General features: G+C 72.1%; 18 protein-coding genes. 7 read left to right on the top strand and 11 right to left on the bottom strand.

All coding sequences use genetic code 11. The annotated features are described in order from the left end of the window. Window positions 1–20: 20 nt before the first annotated feature. The 10 genes from FK498_RS00090 to FK498_RS00045 form a co-directional block, all read right to left on the bottom strand. On the bottom strand, window positions 21–212 hold the full coding sequence (locus FK498_RS00090; protein ID WP_141850785.1) for a DUF2892 domain-containing protein: 192 nt from the start codon (window positions 210–212) through the stop codon (window positions 21–23). Window positions 213–279: 67 nt separating this feature from the next. Continuing rightward, window positions 280–924, bottom strand: coding sequence for a Crp/Fnr family transcriptional regulator (locus FK498_RS00085; protein WP_141850784.1), 645 nt, complete (start codon window positions 922–924; stop codon window positions 280–282). Between the two features lie 76 nt (window positions 925–1,000). Next, entirely contained in the window at window positions 1,001–1,369 is a 369-nt protein-coding gene (locus FK498_RS00080; RefSeq protein WP_141850783.1) for an iron-sulfur cluster assembly accessory protein, read from the bottom strand. A 17-nt stretch (window positions 1,370–1,386) separates the two neighbouring features. Next, a complete protein-coding gene (locus FK498_RS00075) occupies window positions 1,387–1,758 on the bottom strand; it encodes an SUF system Fe-S cluster assembly protein (protein ID WP_141850782.1) in 372 nt (123 codons plus the stop codon). Next, window positions 1,755–2,225: a Fe-S cluster assembly sulfur transfer protein SufU gene (gene sufU / locus FK498_RS00070; protein WP_141850781.1), complete on the bottom strand. Its 471-nt coding sequence runs from the start codon at window positions 2,223–2,225 to the stop codon at window positions 1,755–1,757. Before sufU ends, FK498_RS00075 begins: the two co-directional genes overlap by 4 nt. Next, window positions 2,222–3,469 (bottom strand): aminotransferase class V-fold PLP-dependent enzyme, encoded by a 1,248-nt coding sequence (locus tag FK498_RS00065; protein ID WP_141850780.1) that lies wholly within the window; start codon window positions 3,467–3,469, stop codon window positions 2,222–2,224. Before FK498_RS00065 ends, sufU begins: the two co-directional genes overlap by 4 nt. Next, window positions 3,466–4,803: a Fe-S cluster assembly protein SufD gene (sufD, locus tag FK498_RS00060; RefSeq protein ID WP_237560781.1), complete on the bottom strand. Its 1,338-nt coding sequence runs from the start codon at window positions 4,801–4,803 to the stop codon at window positions 3,466–3,468. The genes FK498_RS00065 and sufD overlap by 4 nt, the downstream gene beginning before the upstream one ends. 7 nt (window positions 4,804–4,810) lie before the next feature. Beyond that, on the bottom strand, window positions 4,811–5,557 hold the full coding sequence (gene sufC / locus FK498_RS00055; protein ID WP_141850778.1) for a Fe-S cluster assembly ATPase SufC: 747 nt from the start codon (window positions 5,555–5,557) through the stop codon (window positions 4,811–4,813). 16 nt (window positions 5,558–5,573) lie between these two features. Further along, window positions 5,574–7,031 (bottom strand): Fe-S cluster assembly protein SufB, encoded by a 1,458-nt coding sequence (gene sufB / locus FK498_RS00050; protein ID WP_141850777.1) that lies wholly within the window; start codon window positions 7,029–7,031, stop codon window positions 5,574–5,576. Window positions 7,032–7,050: 19 nt separating this feature from the next. Then, window positions 7,051–7,503, bottom strand: coding sequence for an SUF system Fe-S cluster assembly regulator (locus FK498_RS00045; protein ID WP_141850776.1), 453 nt, complete (start codon window positions 7,501–7,503; stop codon window positions 7,051–7,053). A 123-nt stretch (window positions 7,504–7,626) separates the two neighbouring features. Between FK498_RS00045 and gph the strand changes: the two genes are divergently transcribed. Beyond that, on the top strand, window positions 7,627–8,292 hold the full coding sequence (gph, locus tag FK498_RS00040; protein ID WP_141850775.1) for a phosphoglycolate phosphatase: 666 nt from the start codon (window positions 7,627–7,629) through the stop codon (window positions 8,290–8,292). Here the strand turns inward: gph and rpe are convergent. Next, window positions 8,282–8,935: a ribulose-phosphate 3-epimerase gene (rpe, locus tag FK498_RS00035; RefSeq protein ID WP_141850774.1), complete on the bottom strand. Its 654-nt coding sequence runs from the start codon at window positions 8,933–8,935 to the stop codon at window positions 8,282–8,284. The two genes, gph and rpe, sit on opposite strands and share 11 nt — an antisense overlap. 141 nt (window positions 8,936–9,076) lie before the next feature. Here rpe and FK498_RS00030 point away from each other — a divergent pair, with 141 nt between their 5' ends. The 6 genes from FK498_RS00030 to FK498_RS00005 form a co-directional block, all read left to right on the top strand. Continuing rightward, window positions 9,077–9,544 carry a MarR family winged helix-turn-helix transcriptional regulator gene (locus FK498_RS00030; protein WP_141850773.1) on the top strand — a complete coding sequence of 156 codons (468 nt, stop codon included), beginning with the start codon at window positions 9,077–9,079 and terminating at the stop codon, window positions 9,542–9,544. After that, complete coding sequence (locus tag FK498_RS00025; RefSeq protein WP_141850772.1) at window positions 9,537–10,721, top strand: HlyD family secretion protein; 1,185 nt, start codon at window positions 9,537–9,539, stop codon at window positions 10,719–10,721. Before FK498_RS00030 ends, FK498_RS00025 begins: the two co-directional genes overlap by 8 nt. A 99-nt stretch (window positions 10,722–10,820) precedes the next feature. Then, complete coding sequence (locus FK498_RS00020) at window positions 10,821–12,335, top strand: DHA2 family efflux MFS transporter permease subunit (protein WP_141850771.1); 1,515 nt, start codon at window positions 10,821–10,823, stop codon at window positions 12,333–12,335. A gap of 225 nt (window positions 12,336–12,560) precedes the next feature. Next, on the top strand, window positions 12,561–13,700 hold the full coding sequence (locus FK498_RS00015) for an ATP phosphoribosyltransferase regulatory subunit (protein ID WP_141850770.1): 1,140 nt from the start codon (window positions 12,561–12,563) through the stop codon (window positions 13,698–13,700). Between the two features lie 4 nt (window positions 13,701–13,704). Continuing rightward, window positions 13,705–14,994, top strand: a complete 1,290-nt coding sequence (locus FK498_RS00010; RefSeq protein WP_141850769.1) for an adenylosuccinate synthase — start codon at window positions 13,705–13,707, stop codon at window positions 14,992–14,994. A 67-nt stretch (window positions 14,995–15,061) separates the two neighbouring features. Continuing rightward, window positions 15,062–16,822: hypothetical protein (locus tag FK498_RS00005; RefSeq protein WP_141850768.1), on the top strand; the 1,761-nt coding region annotated here is incomplete at its 3' end.

The following is a 16,822-nucleotide window of genomic DNA, read 5'->3' as shown; positions in this document are numbered from 1 at the left end:
GCCCGACCGGCCCCCTCGCCTCACGCCCTGGACGGGCAGGTGCTGATGCCGAAGGGCGCGTAGGCCGGGCACCAGCCGATCGCCGCGGTGGCCAGCGGCACGACGCCGATCCAGCCCCATGCGCCGATCGTGCCCGTCGCGGCCAGCGCGACCAGCGCCACGCCGACCACCGCACGCAGCGCGCGATCCACCATGCCCATGTTCCTCGTCATCGTCCGCACTCCGTTGCCTGTGGTTTCGAGCACAGCGGAGCCGATGACCCGCCGCGACGTCCGTGACCTAGGTCACCGAGCCGCGGACGGCCGCCGCGAGCCCCTCGGGATCGGCGAGCACGATCCGCCCGCGCGCGAGCGCGACATGCCCCGCGCGCTCGAACGCCTTGAGCCGGCGGCTCACCACCTCGCGCGCCGTGCCGAGCTCGGCCGCCAGCGCCTCGTGCGTCGCCGGCACCGTGCCGTCGGGCGCGCGCAGGGCCAGAAGCCGGCGTGCGAGCCGCGTGCCGACCTCGTCGAAGGCGAGTTCCTCCGCGAGCTCCATCAGCGCCGCGATCCGCGCCGCATAGGCCGCGAAGGCGAAGCGGCGGAACGACGGCTGCTCGGCCACCAGGCTCAGGAACGCGGCCGCCGGCAGCAGCAGCGCCTCGACCTCCGTCTCGCAGATCGCCTCGGCGTCGTAGGCCGCGCCCTCGAGGAGGCCCGCGGTGGTCAACACGCAGCTCTCGCCGGGACGGACGCGGTAGAGGACGATCTCGCGCCCGTCCTCCGACACGCGCGAGACCCGAACCTGGCCGGCGCAGACGATCAGCCAGTGCGCACAGGACTCGCCTGGGCGGAAGGCGGCCGAGCCGGCCGGCAGGCGCACGCGCCGCGAGGCCGCGCGCACCGCCTCGCGGGCCGGCGGGTCGAGCGGGGCGAGCGGATCCATTCAGATCACACGAAGAAAGACTGGGGGAGAGGGCCACAAGGCCCTCCCCCCCACACCCCCACTCCCGGGGACGGCGTCAGACGTGGAAGCTCTCGCCGCAACCGCAGCGACCCTTCTCGTTGGGATTCACGAAGGTGAAGCCCGAGGAGAGCGCGTTGGTCTGGTAGTCCATCACCGTGCCGATCAGGAACAGCGACGCACGCCGATCCACCAGGATCGTCAGGCCGTGGTCCGTGACCACCTCGTCGGTCGGGCCCGGCTCGTCCACGTAGCTCATCTCGTAGGACAAGCCGGAGCAGCCCTTCGTCCTCACGCCGATGCGCAGGTACCTCTTCGCCCCCGGGCGGGCATAGAGCGCGCGCACCCGCTCGGCCGCCGCATCCGTCAGACGCATCAGCGGCGGCAGACTGCGCGCTTGCGTCGTTCCAGTGCTTGCCGTGCCCATCGCATCACCCCAGCAGGTCAGAACATGTTGACCGCGAGCCGGGCTTCCTCGCTCATCCGACTCGGATCCCAGGGGGGATCCCACACCACCTCGACATCGCAGCGCGTCACCCCCGGCACCGACAGGATCGCCTGGCGCACCTGCTCGGGTAGTTCCTGCGCCGAGGGGCAGCCGGGCGCGGTCAGTGTCATCTCCACCTTGATCGCGCCGTCGTCCTCGATGTCGATCGCGTAGATCAGGCCCAGCTCGTAGATGTTCACCGGGATCTCAGGGTCATAGACCGTCGAGACCGCGTCGATCACCGCCTGTTCGCTGACACCCGGCGCGGCCGGCACCTCGCCCTCGGGCGTCCAGACGGTGCCCGCCGGAACATGCGCCCGTTCGTTCATTCCGTCGTCGCGCTCCCTTCGCCCTTCAGCGCCGCCTCCATCGCATGCCACGCGAGTGTCGCGCATTTCACGCGCGACGGATACTCCGCCACGCCGGCGAGCGGCTGCAAGCGCTCGATGTCCTCCTCGTGCACCGCGTCGCAGACCGGGCAGGCGCCGGTGCGCGCGAGGGTGCGGAAGGCATCCGCGAGGCTGCGCGCCTGATCCCTCGTCTTGCCGCGCAGCACCTCGGTCATCAGCGAGGCCGAAGCGATCGAGATCGCGCAGCCGCGACCCTGGAACGCGGCATCCTCGATCCGCTCGCCGGCGCCGAGCTTCAGCCAGACCTCCACCTTGTCGCCGCACATCGGATTCTCGCCCTTCGCGTGCAAGGCCCCGTCCAGCCGGCGGAAGTTCCGCGGATGCCGGCCGTGGTCCAGGATCACCTCCTGGTAGAGGTCGCGCAGCTCCTCGAACGCTTCGCTCATGCGAAGAAGGTCCTGACGCGCGTCAGCGCCTCGGCCAGCGCGTCGATCTCGGTCCTGGTGGTGTATGCGGCGAACGAGGCGCGCGCAGTGCTGTCGAGGCCGAAGCGGCGCATCAGCGGCTCGGCGCAGTGATGCCCGGCGCGCACCGCGATCCCCTGCCGGTCGAGCAGGGTGGCGACATCGTGCGCATGCGCCCGATCGAGCGTGAAGGAGATCACGCCACCGCGATCCTGCGCCCGGCCGATCACCGTCACACCTTCGATCGCCGAAAGCCGCGCGAGCGCGTGGTCGGTCAGCGCGCGCTCATGCGCCTCCATCGCCGGGAAACCGATCCGCTCGACCCACTCGATCGCGGCCTTGAGGCCGATTCCCTCCAGGATGGGCGGCGTGCCGGCCTCGAACTTGTGCGGCACGCGCGCCCACTCGGACCTCTCGAACGACACGGTCGAGATCATGTCGCCACCGCCCAGGAAGGGCGGCATGCGGTCGAGGAGTTCCGCCTTGCCGTAGAGCACACCGATGCCGGTCGGGCCGTAGAGCTTGTGGCCGGTGAAGACGTAGAAATCGGCATCCAATGCCTGCACGTCCACCTTGCGGTGCACGGCGGCCTGGCTGCCGTCGAGCAGCACCCTCGCCCCGGCCTCGTGCGCGAGCCGCACGATCCGCTCCGCCGGCGTGTAGCTGCCGAGCACGTTGGACATGTGCGTGATCGCGACCAGCCCGACCTTGCCGTCGGCGAGGTGCGCGGCGACGGAGTCCATGTCGAGCTCGCCCGCCTCCGTCACCCTGGCCACGCGCAGTTCGACCCCGTGCGCGTCGCGCAGCATCTGCCAGGGCACGATGTTGCTGTGGTGCTCCATCTCGCTGATCAGCACCGCCTGCCCGGCGCGCATCACGCCGCGGCCGTAGCTGTGCGCGACCAGATTGATCCCCTCGGTGGAGTTGCGCGTCAGAACGATCTCGTCGCGCGAGCCCGCATTCAGGAACCGCGCGGCCGCGTCGCGGCAGGCCTCGTAGGCCTCGGTGGTGCGCTCGCTCATCCAGTGCAGGCCGCGATGGACATTCGCGTACTGGCGCTCCATCGCGTGCACCATCGCCTCGATCACCGCGCGCGGCTTCTGCGCGGATGCCGCGCTGTCCAGGAACACCAGCGGTCTGCCGCGCACCGTCTCGGTCAGGATCGGGAACTGGGCACGGATCGCCTGGACGTCGAAGGCGGCGGTGACGGGCGGCGCGTCGTTCATGCGGGATGCTCCACCCCATCCCACCATGCGTCCGTCGCGGCGAGCAGGGTCTCGCGCAGCGCCTCATCGGAGACGAGAGAGACGGCGTCGGTCAGGAACGCCTGCACCAGCATCGACTTGGCCTCGACCTCGGGGATGCCGCGGCTGCGGAGGTAGAAGAGCTGGTCGTGGTCCAGCTCGCCGACGGTGGCGCCGTGGCTGCACTTCACGTCGTCGGCATAGATCTCGAGCTGCGGCTTGGCGTTGATCTCCGCCTCCGGGCTCAGCAGCAGCGCCTGGTTCATCTGGTAGCCGTCGGTCTTCTGCGCCACCTGCCGGACGTGGATCTTGCCCTGGAACACGCCTCGCGCGCGCCCCGCCAGCACGGTCTTGACCGTCTGGTTGCTCTCGCACTCGGGGGCGGCATGGTCGATCACCGTGGTCGTGTCGGCATGGCGGTCGCCGTCGACGAGCTGCGCGCCGTTGAGGTGCAGCGCCGCCTTCGGCCCGGCCAGCACCGCATGCACCTCGTTGCGCGCGAGGCGGGCGCCGCGCACCAGGGTGAAGCTGTCGTACTCGGCCTTCGCCGCGACGCGCACGGCGACCAGCGCGGTGTGGAACGCATCCCGCGCCTCGTCCTGCAGGCGCACATGCGTCAGCCGCGCCCCTTCGCCGAGTGCGATCTCGGTGACCGCATTGTGCCAGTAGACACCCTTGCCCGCGCCATGCGCGCCGTCGAGCAGGGTCAGCGACGCGCCGGCGCCGAGCACGACGAGGTTGCGCGGATGGAAGGCGACCGCATGGCCGTCAGGCGCAGTGCCGAGCGAGACGATGCGGACGCGCCCGGCCGCCACGCCCGGGGCGACGCGGATGACCACCCCGTCCTCGGCGAGCGCCGCGTTCAACCCGGCGAGCGGCAGGTCGGCCGGCGCGATCGCCCCCAGAATGTCACGCAGCGCGGCGTCCCCGACGCCGAGCAGCGCCGCGAGGCTGTCGATCCGCACGCCGTCGGGCAGCGTGTCGAGCTGCGACAGGTCGGCGCGGAAGCGGCCGTCCAGCAGCACGATGCGCGCCTCCTCGCCGCCCGCCTCCGCGGGCAGGGCCGGATGCGCGTCGGTCGCGACCAGCGCCTCCTCGAAGCGCGTCTCGCGCAAGGGGGAGAGGTCGGTGTACTTCCACGCCTCGACGCGCTTCGTCGGGAACCCGCCGGCGCGGAACGCCTCCGCCCCGCGGTGCCGCCACGCTTCCACCCACGCCACGCGCGCGCCGGGCAGCCGGTCCTTCAGCCCGGCGTGGCGGTCGAGCAGCGCAGCCACTGCCGGCGCGACCGCCGGCACGACGACGGGGGCGTTCATCGGCGCCTCAGGCCGCTTCCTGGAACTCGCCATAGCCCTTCTCCTCGAGCTCCAGGGCAAGGTCCGGACCGCCGGAGCGGACGATCCGTCCGTTCAGCAGGACGTGGACGCGGTCCGGCACGATGTAGTCGAGCAGGCGCTGGTAGTGCGTGATCACCAGCATGCCACGCTCGGGTGACCGCAGCGCGTTCACCCCGTCGGCGACGATGCGCAGCGCATCGATGTCGAGCCCGCTGTCGGTCTCGTCGAGGATGCAGAACGCGGGCTCCAGCACCGCCATCTGCAGGATCTCGTTGCGCTTCTTCTCGCCGCCCGAGAAGCCGACATTGACATAGCGCTTCAGCATCTCGTCGCTCATGCCGAGCGCCTTCACCTTGGCGCGCACCAGCTTGAGGAACTGCATCGCGTCCACCTCGGGCTCGCCGCGCGCGCGGCGGACGCTGTTCAGCGCCTGGCGCAGGAAGTTGGCGTTGCCGACGCCGGGCAGTTCCACCGGGTACTGGAAGGCGAGGAACAGCCCGGCGATCGCGCGCTCCTCGGGCTCCTTGCCGAGCAGGTCCTCGCCGCGGAAGGTCACGGTTCCGCCCGTGACCTCGTAGCCCTCGCGCCCGGCGAGCACGTAGCCGAGCGTGGACTTGCCCGACCCGTTCGGGCCCATGATGGCGTGCACCTCGCCGGCCGGCACCTCGAGGTCGATGCCCTTCAGCACCTCCTTGCCCTCGACGGATGCGGTCAGCCCTTCGATCTTCAGCATCGCTCGTATCCCGTCCTCAACCCACGCTGCCTTCGAGGCTGATCGCGAGCAGCTTCTGCGCCTCGACCGCGAACTCCATCGGCAGCTCCTTCAGCACCTCGCGGGCGAAGCCGTTGACGATCAGCCCGACCGCCTCCTCCTCCGAAAGCCCACGCTGGCGGCAATAGAAGAGCTGGTCCTCGGCGATGCGGCTCGTCGTCGCCTCGTGCTCGACCTTCGCTGTCGGGTTGCGGCTCTCGATATAGGGCACGGTGTGCGCCCCGCAGCGATCGCCGATCAGCAGGGAGTCGCACTGGGTGAAGTTCCGCGCGTTCCTCGCCCGCGGCATGATCCGCACCAGGCCGCGATAGGTGTTCTGGCCGTGGCCGGCGCTGATCCCCTTGGAGACGATCGTCGAGCGCGTGTTCGGCGCGAGATGGATCATCTTCGTGCCGGTATCGGCCTGCTGGAAGTTGTTGGTGATCGCGACCGAGTAGAACTCGCCGACCGAGCCCTCGCCCTGGAGGATGCAGGAGGGGTACTTCCAGGTGATCGCGCTGCCGGTCTCGACCTGGGTCCAGGAGATCTTGCTGTTGCGACCGCGGCAGGCGCCGCGCTTGGTGACGAAGTTGTAGATCCCGCCCCTCCCCTCGGCGTCGCCCGGGTACCAGTTCTGCACGGTCGAGTACTTGATCTGCGCCTCGTCCAACGCGATCAGCTCCACCACCGCGGCATGGAGCTGGTTCTCGTCGCGCATCGGCGCGGTGCAGCCCTCGAGATAGGACACGTAGGAGCCTTCCTCGGCGACGATCAGCGTGCGCTCGAACTGGCCGGTGTTCTTCGCGTTGATGCGGAAATAGGTCGAGAGCTCCATCGGGCAGCGCACGCCCTTGGGGATGTAGACGAAGCTGCCGTCCGAGAAGACCGCCGAGTTGAGCGCGGCGAAGAAGTTGTCGCCGTAGGGCACCACGGTGCCGAGCCAGCGCCGCACGAGGTCGGGGTGCTCGCGCACGGCTTCCGAGAACGAGCAGAAGATCACGCCGACCTCGGCGAGCTTCTCCTTGAAGGTGGTCGCGACCGAGACGGAGTCGAACACCGCGTCCACCGCCACGCCGGCGAGCCGCTCCTGCTCCTTCAGCGGGATGCCGAGCTTCTCGTAGGTGCGGAGCAGTTCGGGATCGACCTCCTCGAGCGACTTCGGCCCATCGGCCTTCGCCTTCGGTGCGGCGTAGTAGTGCGCATCCTGGTAGTCGATCGGCGGATACCTCACCGCCGCCCAGGTGGGCTCCTGCATGGACTGCCAGGCGCGGAACGCCTTCAGCCGCCACTCCAGCAGCCACTCCGGCTCGCGCTTCTTCGCGCTGATCAGCCGGACCACGTCCTCGTCCAGGCCCTTGGGGATGACCTCCTGCTCGATCTCGGTCTCGAAGCCCCACTTGTAGGTGCCCTGGGTGACGTCGCGGACCGTCTCCAGCGTCTCGGCTACCGCAGGCATGGTTCGTATTCCCTCTGTGTCAAACGACCGGCTCGGCGAGGCGCGCCGCCCCGGTCAGCGTCCAGGCCGGGCAGGCCATGTCGGCGAGCGTGATCTCGGAGAGCGCGTGGCGGATCGCGGCGTTCACCGGGTCCCACCGTCCGCGCACCGGACAGGAGCACTCGACCTCGCAGGCGCCGACGTGTCCGTCAACGCAGGCGGTGAGCGCGATCGGCCCCTCGATCGCGGCGATCACGTCGGCGATGGGGATCGCCGCCAGTGGCCGCGCCAGGCGATAGCCGCCATGCGCGCCGCGCTGGCTGGTGACCAAGCCCCCGCCGGCCAGCAGCTTGAGCACCTTGGCGACGGTGGGTTCGGCGATGCCGGTGGCGGCCGCGAGGCCCGAGGCGTTGCGCACCGCGCCCTCGTTGGCGCGGCCGAGCTCGCTGAGCAGCACCACGGCGTAGTCGCTGAGCTTGGACAGCCTGAACACGGCGTTCTCCGCACAATCAGGACGCCTCCGGTCCTGATTGCGAGATGCGCCCACGAGTCGCGGATGTCAAGGCGGGAGGGCTGGGAGTTGCGCGCGGCGCGGCGCTTCCGTACAGCACGGCGGATGCCTCCGACAGCCCTGTTCGACCTCGACGGCACGCTGGTGGACAGCGCGCCCGACATCCATGCCGCGGCCGACCGCATGGCGGCCAGGCTCGGGCTGCGCCGCTATGCCCGCGCCGAGATCGTCGGCATGATCGGCGACGGCGTGCGTGCCCTGGTCGAGCGGGCATTGGTGGCGCGCGGCCGGGCCTTCGACGAGATGGCATACCAGGCATTCCTCGCCGACTACGCCGCCAACGCGGCCGTCGAGACCGCCCCCTTCCCCGGCATCCCGGCCGCTCTCGATGCGCTCGCCGCCTCCGGCTGGCGGCTCGCGATCTGCACCAACAAGCCCGAAGGCGCGACGCGGGCCCTGCTCGCCGCGATCGGGCTTGCCGACCGCTTCGCCGCGATCGGCGCGGGCGACACCTTCCCCGTCCGCAAGCCCGATCCGGCGCATCTGCGCGCGACCCTCGAAGCCGCAGGGGGCGAGGCCGCGCGCGCGGTGATGATCGGCGACCACCGCAACGACGTGGTCGCGGCCGTCGGCGCCGGCATCCCCTGCATCTTCGCCGCCTGGGGCTACGGCACCGCCGCGATGGCCGAAGGCGCCGCCGCGGTCGCGGTGCACCCCGGGGAGGTGCCCGTGCTCTGCGGGCGCCTGCTCGCCGCGCCGGCTACGGCGTGACGGGGCGCAGCGCGGCGATCGCCGCGGCGTAGTCCGCCGCACCGAACACCGCCGAGCCCGCGACCAGCACGGAGGCACCGGCCTCGATCACGGCCGGTGCGGTTTCGGGCGTGATGCCGCCGTCCACCTCGATGCGGATCGGCCGGTCGCCGATCATGCGCCGGAGCTCGCGGATCTTCGCAAGCTGGGAAGGCAGGAAGCGCTGGCCGCCGAAGCCCGGGTTCACCGTCATCGCCAGCACGAGATCGACCCGATCGAGCACATGCGCGACCATGCAGGCGGGAGTCGCCGGGTTGAGCGACACCCCCGCCTTCTTGCCCAGTCCCGCGATCGCCTGGAGCGTGCGGTCGAGATGCCTCGTGGCCTCGACATGCACGATGATCCGGTCAGCGCCCGCCCAGGCGAAGGCCTCGAGATACGGATCGACCGGTTCGATCATCAGATGCACATCGAAGCACTTCGCCGAATGCGCCCGGAGTGCCTTCACCACCGCAGGGCCGAAGCTGATGTTCGGCACGAAATGCCCGTCCATCACGTCGAGATGGATCCAGTCCGCGCCGGCCGCGTCGACCGCGCGCACCTCCTCGCCGAGCCGCGCGAAGTCGGCGGCGAGGATCGAGGGCGCGATCAGCACATCGGTCATCGGCCGGTCCCTCCGTGAGAGCGGCGCCGTTCTGGCCCGCCGGCCGCGCCGGCGCAAGCGGCCGGTCGGGGTCTCGACAAGTCCCTGATCGCATCTATCATAGCCGTGCTTATTGTCCCGCCCCCGCACGGGACGGCACAGGTGGACGCCCCCGAACGCACCCTCGGCTTCCTGCTGCACGACGTCGCGAGGCTGCTGCGCAAGCGCTTCGATCAGAATGCGCGCGAGCTCGGCCTGACGCGGGCCCAGTGGCAGGTGCTGGCGCATCTCGCGCGCAACGAGGGCATCCACCAGGGCGGGCTCGCCGAGATCCTGGAGCTCGAACCCATCTCCCTGGGGCGCATCCTCGACCGGCTGCAGGCGGCCGGCCTGGTCGAGCGCCGGCCGCATCCGAAGGACCGGCGCGTCTGGCTGCTGTTCCTGCGCCCGAAGGCGCACCCGGTGCTGGACCGGATGCGCGCGATCGGCGCGGCGACGCGCGCGGAGGCGCTCGCCGGTGTGCCCGAGGCCGAGCGCGAGCAGCTCATCCGCATCCTGACGACCATGAAGGAGAACCTGATCGCCGCCGCTTCGGGCTCCAACGGCGAGCGGCTCGCACATCATGGCTGACGCCCGCGCACGCGGCCGGCTGCCCGAGGAGGCGGAGGCGCGCACCGACCAGACGGTGGCGCGGCTGCGCGAGGCCGAGGCGCCTTCGCGCGAGGCTGCCCCGCCGCCACGCCCGACCGTTGCCGAGCGCCGGCGCCGCCGCGCGTTGCTGCTCGCCCTCGGGCCGCTTGCCCTGCTCGGGCTGGCACTCGCGCTCTATCTCGCCGGTGGCCGCTACGTCTCGACCGACAACGCCTATGTGCGCGCGGACAAGATCGAGATCACGACCGACGTCGCGGGCTTCGTCGCCGAGGTGATGGTGGAGGAGAACCAGCGGGTCGAGCGCGGACAGATCCTGTTCCGGCTCGACGACGAGCCCTACCGGATCGCGCTCGCCGCGGCACTCGCCCGGCTCGAGGGGGTGCGCAACGAGCTCACCACGCTCCGGGCGACCTATCGCGAGAAGCTCGCCGAGCTCGACCAGGCGCGCACCGACCTCGCCTTCCACCAGGCCCAGTTCCGCCGCCAGCAGGACCTCGCCGCGCGCGGGGTCGCCGCCCAGGCGGCGTTCGATCAGGCCCGCCGCGACCTCGACGCGGCGCGCGCCCGCCTGGTCATCACCGAGCGCCAGGCCGAGGCGACACTCGCCGCCCTCGGCGGCACGCCGGACGCGGCTCCCGAGACGCATGCGCGCTTCCAGGAGGCGCGCGCTTCCGTCGATCGCGCCGAGCGCGATCTGCGGCGCACGCGCGTGCATGCCCCGCTCGCCGGGGTCGTGACGAACCTGGATCATCTGCCGCTCGGGGCCTACCTGCCCGCCGGGCGGGCAGCCTTCGCGCTGGTCGCCACGCGACCTGTCTGGGTCGAGGCCAATCCGAAGGAGACCGACCTCACCCACGTCAAGGTCGGCGATCCGGCGACGATCCGCGTCGACGCCTATCCCGGCCGGGTGTTCCGCGGCCGCGTGGCCAGCATCGCACCCGCCGCGGGGGCGGAGTTCGCGGTACTGCCGCCGCAGAACGCCTCCGGCAACTGGGTCAAGGTGGTGCAGCGCATCCCCGTCCGGCTCGCGCTCGACCTGCCGGAGGATGCGCCGGCCTTGCGCGCGGGGATGAGCGCGACGGTCGAGATCGACACCGGCCGGCGGCGCAGCCTCGGTGGCCTGCTCGCCGATCTGCGGCGCTGGGCCGGGCTCTAGGAGCCGTCCCCGGATGGGCGGCAGCCGCTCCGGACACGCCTTGCGCGCCGCGTCGCGATCACGGCCGCTTCCCGAAGCGGGCGGCCTGCCCGGCCGGCGATGACGCAGGCGGCGCTGGAGCGGCGGCGGCGCGGGGTCCTGTCCCTCTGCGTGATGCTCGGCGTGATCATGCAGATCCTCGACACGACCATGGCGACGATCGCGCTGCCCTACATGATGGGCTCGCTCTCGGCGACGCTCGAGGAGGTCAACTGGGTGCTGACCTCCTACATCGTCGCCGCCGCGATCTCGACCCCGCTCAGCGGCTGGTTCGCCAACCGGTTCGGCCGGCGCACCGTCTACATGGTCACGATCATCGGCTTCACCACCGCCTCCATGCTCTCGGGCATGGCCGTCTCGATCGAGCAGATGGTGGTGTTCCGGCTGATGCAGGGCGCCTTCGGCGCGCCTCTCGTGCCGCTCGCGCAGGCGACCATGCTCGACACCTATCCGCGCGAGCAGCACGGCCAGGCGATGGCGCTGTTCGGTGTCGGCGTGATGGTGGGGCCGGTGCTCGGGCCGACGCTCGGGGGCGTCCTGACCGAGTACCTGCACTGGCGCTGGGTGTTCACCATCAATGTGCCGGTCGGCATCGTCGCCTTCATCGGGCTTTCGATCATGATGCCGCGCGCCGCACCGGTGCGGGTCGGATTCGACTGGTTCGGCTTCGCGACGCTCGCGCTCGCCGTCGGCGCGTTCCAACTCATGCTCGACCGCGGCGAGCGGCTGGACTGGTTCGACTCCTCCCTGATCATCGGTCTCGCCGCGGCGGCCGCGCTCGGTCTCTACCTGTTCGTTGTGCACACCGCGACGGCGAGGCGTCCGTTCATCGACCCGCGCCTGTTCCGGGACAGGAACTTCGCCGTCGGCATCTGCTTCATCTTCGTCGTCGGCATCCTGCTGCTCGCGACCGTCGCCCTGCTCTCGCCCTTCCTGCAGACCATGCTCGGCTACCCCGTGCTCGCGGCGGGGCTGATCACCTCGCCGCGCGGCCTCGGCACGATGGCGGCGATGCTTCTGGTCGGGCGGCTGATCACGCGCATCGATCCGCGGCTGCTGCTCTCCTTCGGCTTCGGCTGCGCCGCGGTCTCGCTCTGGGAGATGTCGGGCTTCACGCCCCAGGTATCGCAGGCGGCACTGATCCGCACGGGGATGGTCCAGGGCTTCGGTCTCGGCTTCCTGTTCGTGCCGCTGACGACCATGACCTTCTCGACGCTGCCGCCGGAGCTGCGCAACCAGGGAACGGCGATCTACAGCCTGATGCGCAATCTCGGCGCCTCGATCGGCATCGCCGTGGTGATCTTCCTGCTGGTGCGCGACACGCAGGCGATCCATGCCGGGTTGATGCGGCACGTCACGGCCTTCAACCCGGCGCTCAGGATGCCGGGCGTGGCCGAACTCTGGAGCCTCGAGACGCCGGCCGGCCGGCTCGCGCTGGCCGAGATGGTGTTCCGCGAGGCGCGCGCGATCGCCTACATGCACGACTTCAGCCGGCTCGCCTGGCTCGCGCTCCTCGCCATGCCGTGCACCCTGCTGCTCCGCCGGCCGGCCCCGCGCACCCCGGCGCCGGCCTGACGCACCGCTGGCCGGTGCGGCCGCTGCGGCGATCGGAGCCTGCGTCATCGCCCAGAGGGCGGGCGTGTGGGAGGCCGCGGTGCAGGACCCGCCGATCACGACCACCTGAGGGCGCCGGATCAGCTTGACCGCCAGCCCGTGCCGCCGCGGATGCACGACGAGCACCAGCGCCGCCGCAGCCTGCCCCCTCACCAGCGGCGCCAAACCCTGCTAGAGGCGGCGCCGATGACCGAACCCGCCGCCATCGCGCTGCTGCCGCCGGGCCTGCGCGACCTCCTGCCGCCCGAGGCCGAGACCGAGGCCGCCGCCATCGAGGCCATGGGCGCGGTGTTCGCCGCACACGGCTACGAGCGGGTCAAGCCGCCGCTGCTCGAGTTCGAGGAGGGGCTGCTGGGCGGCATGGGTGCCGCGACCGCCGAGGTCACCTTCCGGCTGATGGACCCGGTGAGCCAGCGCATGATGGGGCTGCGCGCCGACATCACGCCTCAGGTGGCGCGCATCGCCGCGGTGCGGCTCGGCCGGTCGCCGCGGCCGCTGCGCCTCTCCTACGCGGGCCAGGTGCTGCGCGTGCGCGGCTCCGAGCTGCGCGCGGCACGCCAGTTCGCCCAGGCGGGGATCGAGCTGATCGGCGCCGACTGCGCCGAGGCGGATGCCGAGGTGATCGCGGTCGCAGCCGAGGCGCTCGCCGCGCTCGGCGTGCCGGGGGTGAGCTTCGACCTGACGCTGCCGACGCTCGCGGACGAGCTGCTCGCCCCCCTCGCCCTGCCGCCCGAGCGCGAGGCCAGCCTGCGCCACGCCCTCGACCGCAAGGATGCGGCCGAGGTGGCGGCGCTGGCCGGACCGATCGCGGACACGCTGGACGAGCTCCTGCACGCCGCGGGGGCGGCCGACCGCGCTCTCGAGGCGCTCGCCGCCGCCACGCTGCCGCCACCCGCGCGCGACTTGGCCTGCCGGCTCGCGGCGACCGTGGCGGCGGTGCGCGCGCGCGACCCGGCGATCCGGCTTACGGCGGATCCCCTGGAGTTCCGCGGTCTGCGCTACCACCGCGGCGTCGCCTTCACGATCTTCTCCGCCTCGCTCGCCGACGAGCTCGGTCGCGGCGGCGGCTATCGCGCCGGCGAGGAGTACGCCACCGGGGTCACCCTCTACCCGGATGCCGCCCTCACCGTGGCCCGACCGCGCCCGCCCCGGCCGCGCGTCTTCGTGCCCGCCGGCACGCCGGCCCGCCAGGCGGCGCGGCTGCGCGAGGCGGGCTTCGCCACCGTTGCCGCGCTCGCCGCGGTGGACGATCCGCTCGCCGAGGCGCGCCGGCTCGGCTGCACCCATCTCGCCCGGGACGGCGAGGCGATCCCTCTGGAAGGTTGAGCTGATGGCGAATGTCACGGTGATCGGCGCCCAGTGGGGCGACGAGGGCAAGGGCAAGGTCGTCGACTGGCTCGCCAGCCGCGCCGACATCGTCGTCCGCTTCCAGGGCGGGCACAACGCCGGTCACACGCTGGTGGTCGGCAACCAGACCTACAAGCTCTCCCTTCTTCCCTCTGGCATCGTGCGCGGCAAGCTCGGCGTGATCGGCAACGGCGTCGTGCTCGATCCGCATGCGCTCCTGGAGGAGATCGCCAAGGTGGCGGCACAGGGGCTGTCCGTGACCCCGGCCAACCTGCGCATCGCCGAGACCGTGCCGCTGATCCTGCCCCTGCACCCCGCGCTCGACCGCGCGCGCGAGGCCGCCCGCGGCGCAGCGAAGATCGGCACGACGGGGCGCGGGATCGGGCCCGCCTACGAGGACAAGGTCGGACGGCGCGCCATCCGGCTCTGCGACCTGGCCGAGCCGGAGACTTTGTCGGCGAAGCTCGATGACCTCCTCCTGCACCACAACACCCTGCTGCAGGGCCTCGGGGCGGAAACGTTCGCGAAGGATGCGCTGCTCGCGGATCTGCTTGCCCTCGCGCCCCGCCTCCTGCCCTTCGCCGAGCCTGTCTGGGAACGGCTTGATCGCGCCCGTGCCGAGGGCAGGCGCATCCTGTTCGAGGGCGCGCAGGCGGTGATGCTGGACGTCGATCACGGCACCTACCCGTTTGTGACGTCGTCCAACACGGTGGCGGGGAGCGCCGCCGGCGGCGCCGGGATCGGACCGGGCGCGATCGGCCGCGTGCTCGGCATCGCCAAGGCCTACACCACGCGGGTCGGCTCCGGCCCCTTCCCGACCGAACTCAGCGACGAGACCGGGCGGCTCCTCGGCGATCGCGGCCACGAGTTCGGCACCGTCACCGGACGGCGTCGCCGCTGCGGCTGGTTCGACGCAGCCCTGGTGCGCCAGGCGGTGAAGGTCGGCGGCATCGAGGCGCTGGTTCTGACCAAGCTCGACGTGCTGGACGGACTGCCGGAGCTCAAGATCGGCGTCGGCTATACCCTGGATGGCCAGCGGCTCGCCCGCCTGCCGGCTGCGCCGGCCGCGCAGGCGGCGGTACGGCCGGTCTACGAGACCCTCGAGGGCTGGTCCGGCTCGACCCGCGGCGCGCGCTCCTGGGCCGAACTGCCGGCGGCGGCGATCAAGTACGTGCGCCGCATCGAGGAGCTGGTCGAGGCGCCGGTGATGCTGCTCTCCACCAGCCCGGAGCGGGACGACACGATCGTGATGCGCGATCCTTACGCGGACTGAATCGGGACTTAACCGCCTCTCAACCCCTCATGCGCCAGTGTGTGGGCCGGCGCGGATGGAGGGCGACATGGCGAGCGGAGGGCAGACGCGGATCGGCGATCACGTCGTCGATCCGCTGAGCCCCGTCCGGGGCGTGATCGGCGGTGGGCTCCCGGCCTTCGCCGCCCGGCCGCTCGCGGCCGCCGCGCCGCCCGGCTTGGCCGTGGTCTGCCGCACCCATCATCCGGCGCGCCTGCGCGCGATCGAGCGCCTCACGATGGAGGAGGACATCCCCCATCTGATGCGCCCGCTCGCCCACGACGTGGTGCCGTGGGAGGGGCGCGAGGCGCGCCTGATCGTGTATCCCCAGCCGCCCGGCCCGGCGCTCCTGCCACGCGGCGAGAAGCGCGCGCCGCTGCGCGAGGGCGACCTGATCCAGAACATCGTCCGCCCGGTCGGGCTGGTGCTGCTGGCGCTCGCCGATCTCGGCATCCCCCATCGCGGGATCCGGCCGGACAACCTGTTCCGCCCGCCCGCCGGCGGACCGGCCATGCTGGGGGAGGGGTTCGCCCTGCCGGCCGGCTTCGCCCAGCCCGCGGTGGTGGAGCCGGCCCCCTCCGCCCTCTGTCTGCCGGCCGGGCGCGGCGAGGGCACGATCGCGGACGATCTCTATGCGCTGGGGGTGACGCTCGTCGCTCTTGCCACGGGACAGTGGCCTATGGCCGGGCTCGATGACGCCGCAGCGACACGGGCGAAGCTCGAGCGCGGCAGCCTGATCGCGGTGCTGGGCGAACATCGCCTGCCGGGCGGGCTTGTCACCCTGGTGCGCGGCCTGCTCGCCGAGGATCCCGACCATCGCCCGGGTCCCGGCGAGCTCGCCGGCTGGCCGGGCTCCGCGCGTGCCCGTTCCATCAGCGCGCGGCCGATCCGCAAGGCGACGCGACCGCTGGCGATCGGCCCGGCCCAGCCGCGCGACACCCGCAGCCTGGCCGCCACGCTTGGCACGCACTGGAACGAGGGCATCGCGGCCGCGCGCACCGGCGCGATCGCGGTCTGGACCGAGCGCGCGCTGGGCGATGGGCAGCTCGCCGCCCGGCTGCGCGAGGCGACCGAGGACGACGCGAGCGCGGTCGATCCCTTGGTGCTCGATACCATGCTCTGCCGCACGATCGCGCTGATCGATCCACGCGCGCCGCTGTTCTGGCGTGGTGCCGCGCTGATGCCGGACGCGCTCGGACCGGTGCTGGCGGAGGCCGCTCTGGGGCCCGGACCGCATGCGCTCGATGTCGGAGCGCTCGAGGACCTGGTGGACAGCTTGGCGATCGCCCGCTGGGCGGCCGCCTGCGGCGACCGCCATGCCGATCCGGTCGCGCTCGAGCGGAAGGCGCGCCAGTACCGGCTGATCCGCCGCTCGACGGCGATGGGGGCGGGCACGGAGCGGCTGCTCTACCAGTTGAACCCGGCCCTGCCCTGCCTCTCGCCGCTGCTCGGCCAGCGCCATGTCTCGACGCTGCCGGCACTCCTGCGTGCGCTCGAGGCCGCGGCGGGCAGCCTGCCGGCCGGGATCCTGCCCTTCGACCGGCACATCGCCGCCTTCATCGCGGTGCAGGTGGATGGTCGGCTCGACAGCGAACTCGCCGCGGTGGGCGAGGCGGCCAGTCCCGCCGACGCCGCGGTCGCGACGATCGCGGTCTATGCGGCGCTGCAACGGATGCACCGCGGCGAGGCCATGCCTGCGCTCGGGCGGGTGCTCGGCGATCTCGCCGCACCAGCGGCGCGCAGCTGGCGCGAGAAGGCGCGGCGCGAGCGCGCCGTCGCGGAGCTCTCGCGCGTGGCGGCGGCGGGCGAC

This window comes from Elioraea sp. Yellowstone (genome assembly GCF_006704265.1).
Lineage (GTDB): Bacteria > Pseudomonadota > Alphaproteobacteria > Acetobacterales > Acetobacteraceae > Elioraea.
The sequence above is the reverse complement of the archived record's forward strand: the minus strand, read 5'-3'. Positions and strand labels throughout refer to the sequence as shown.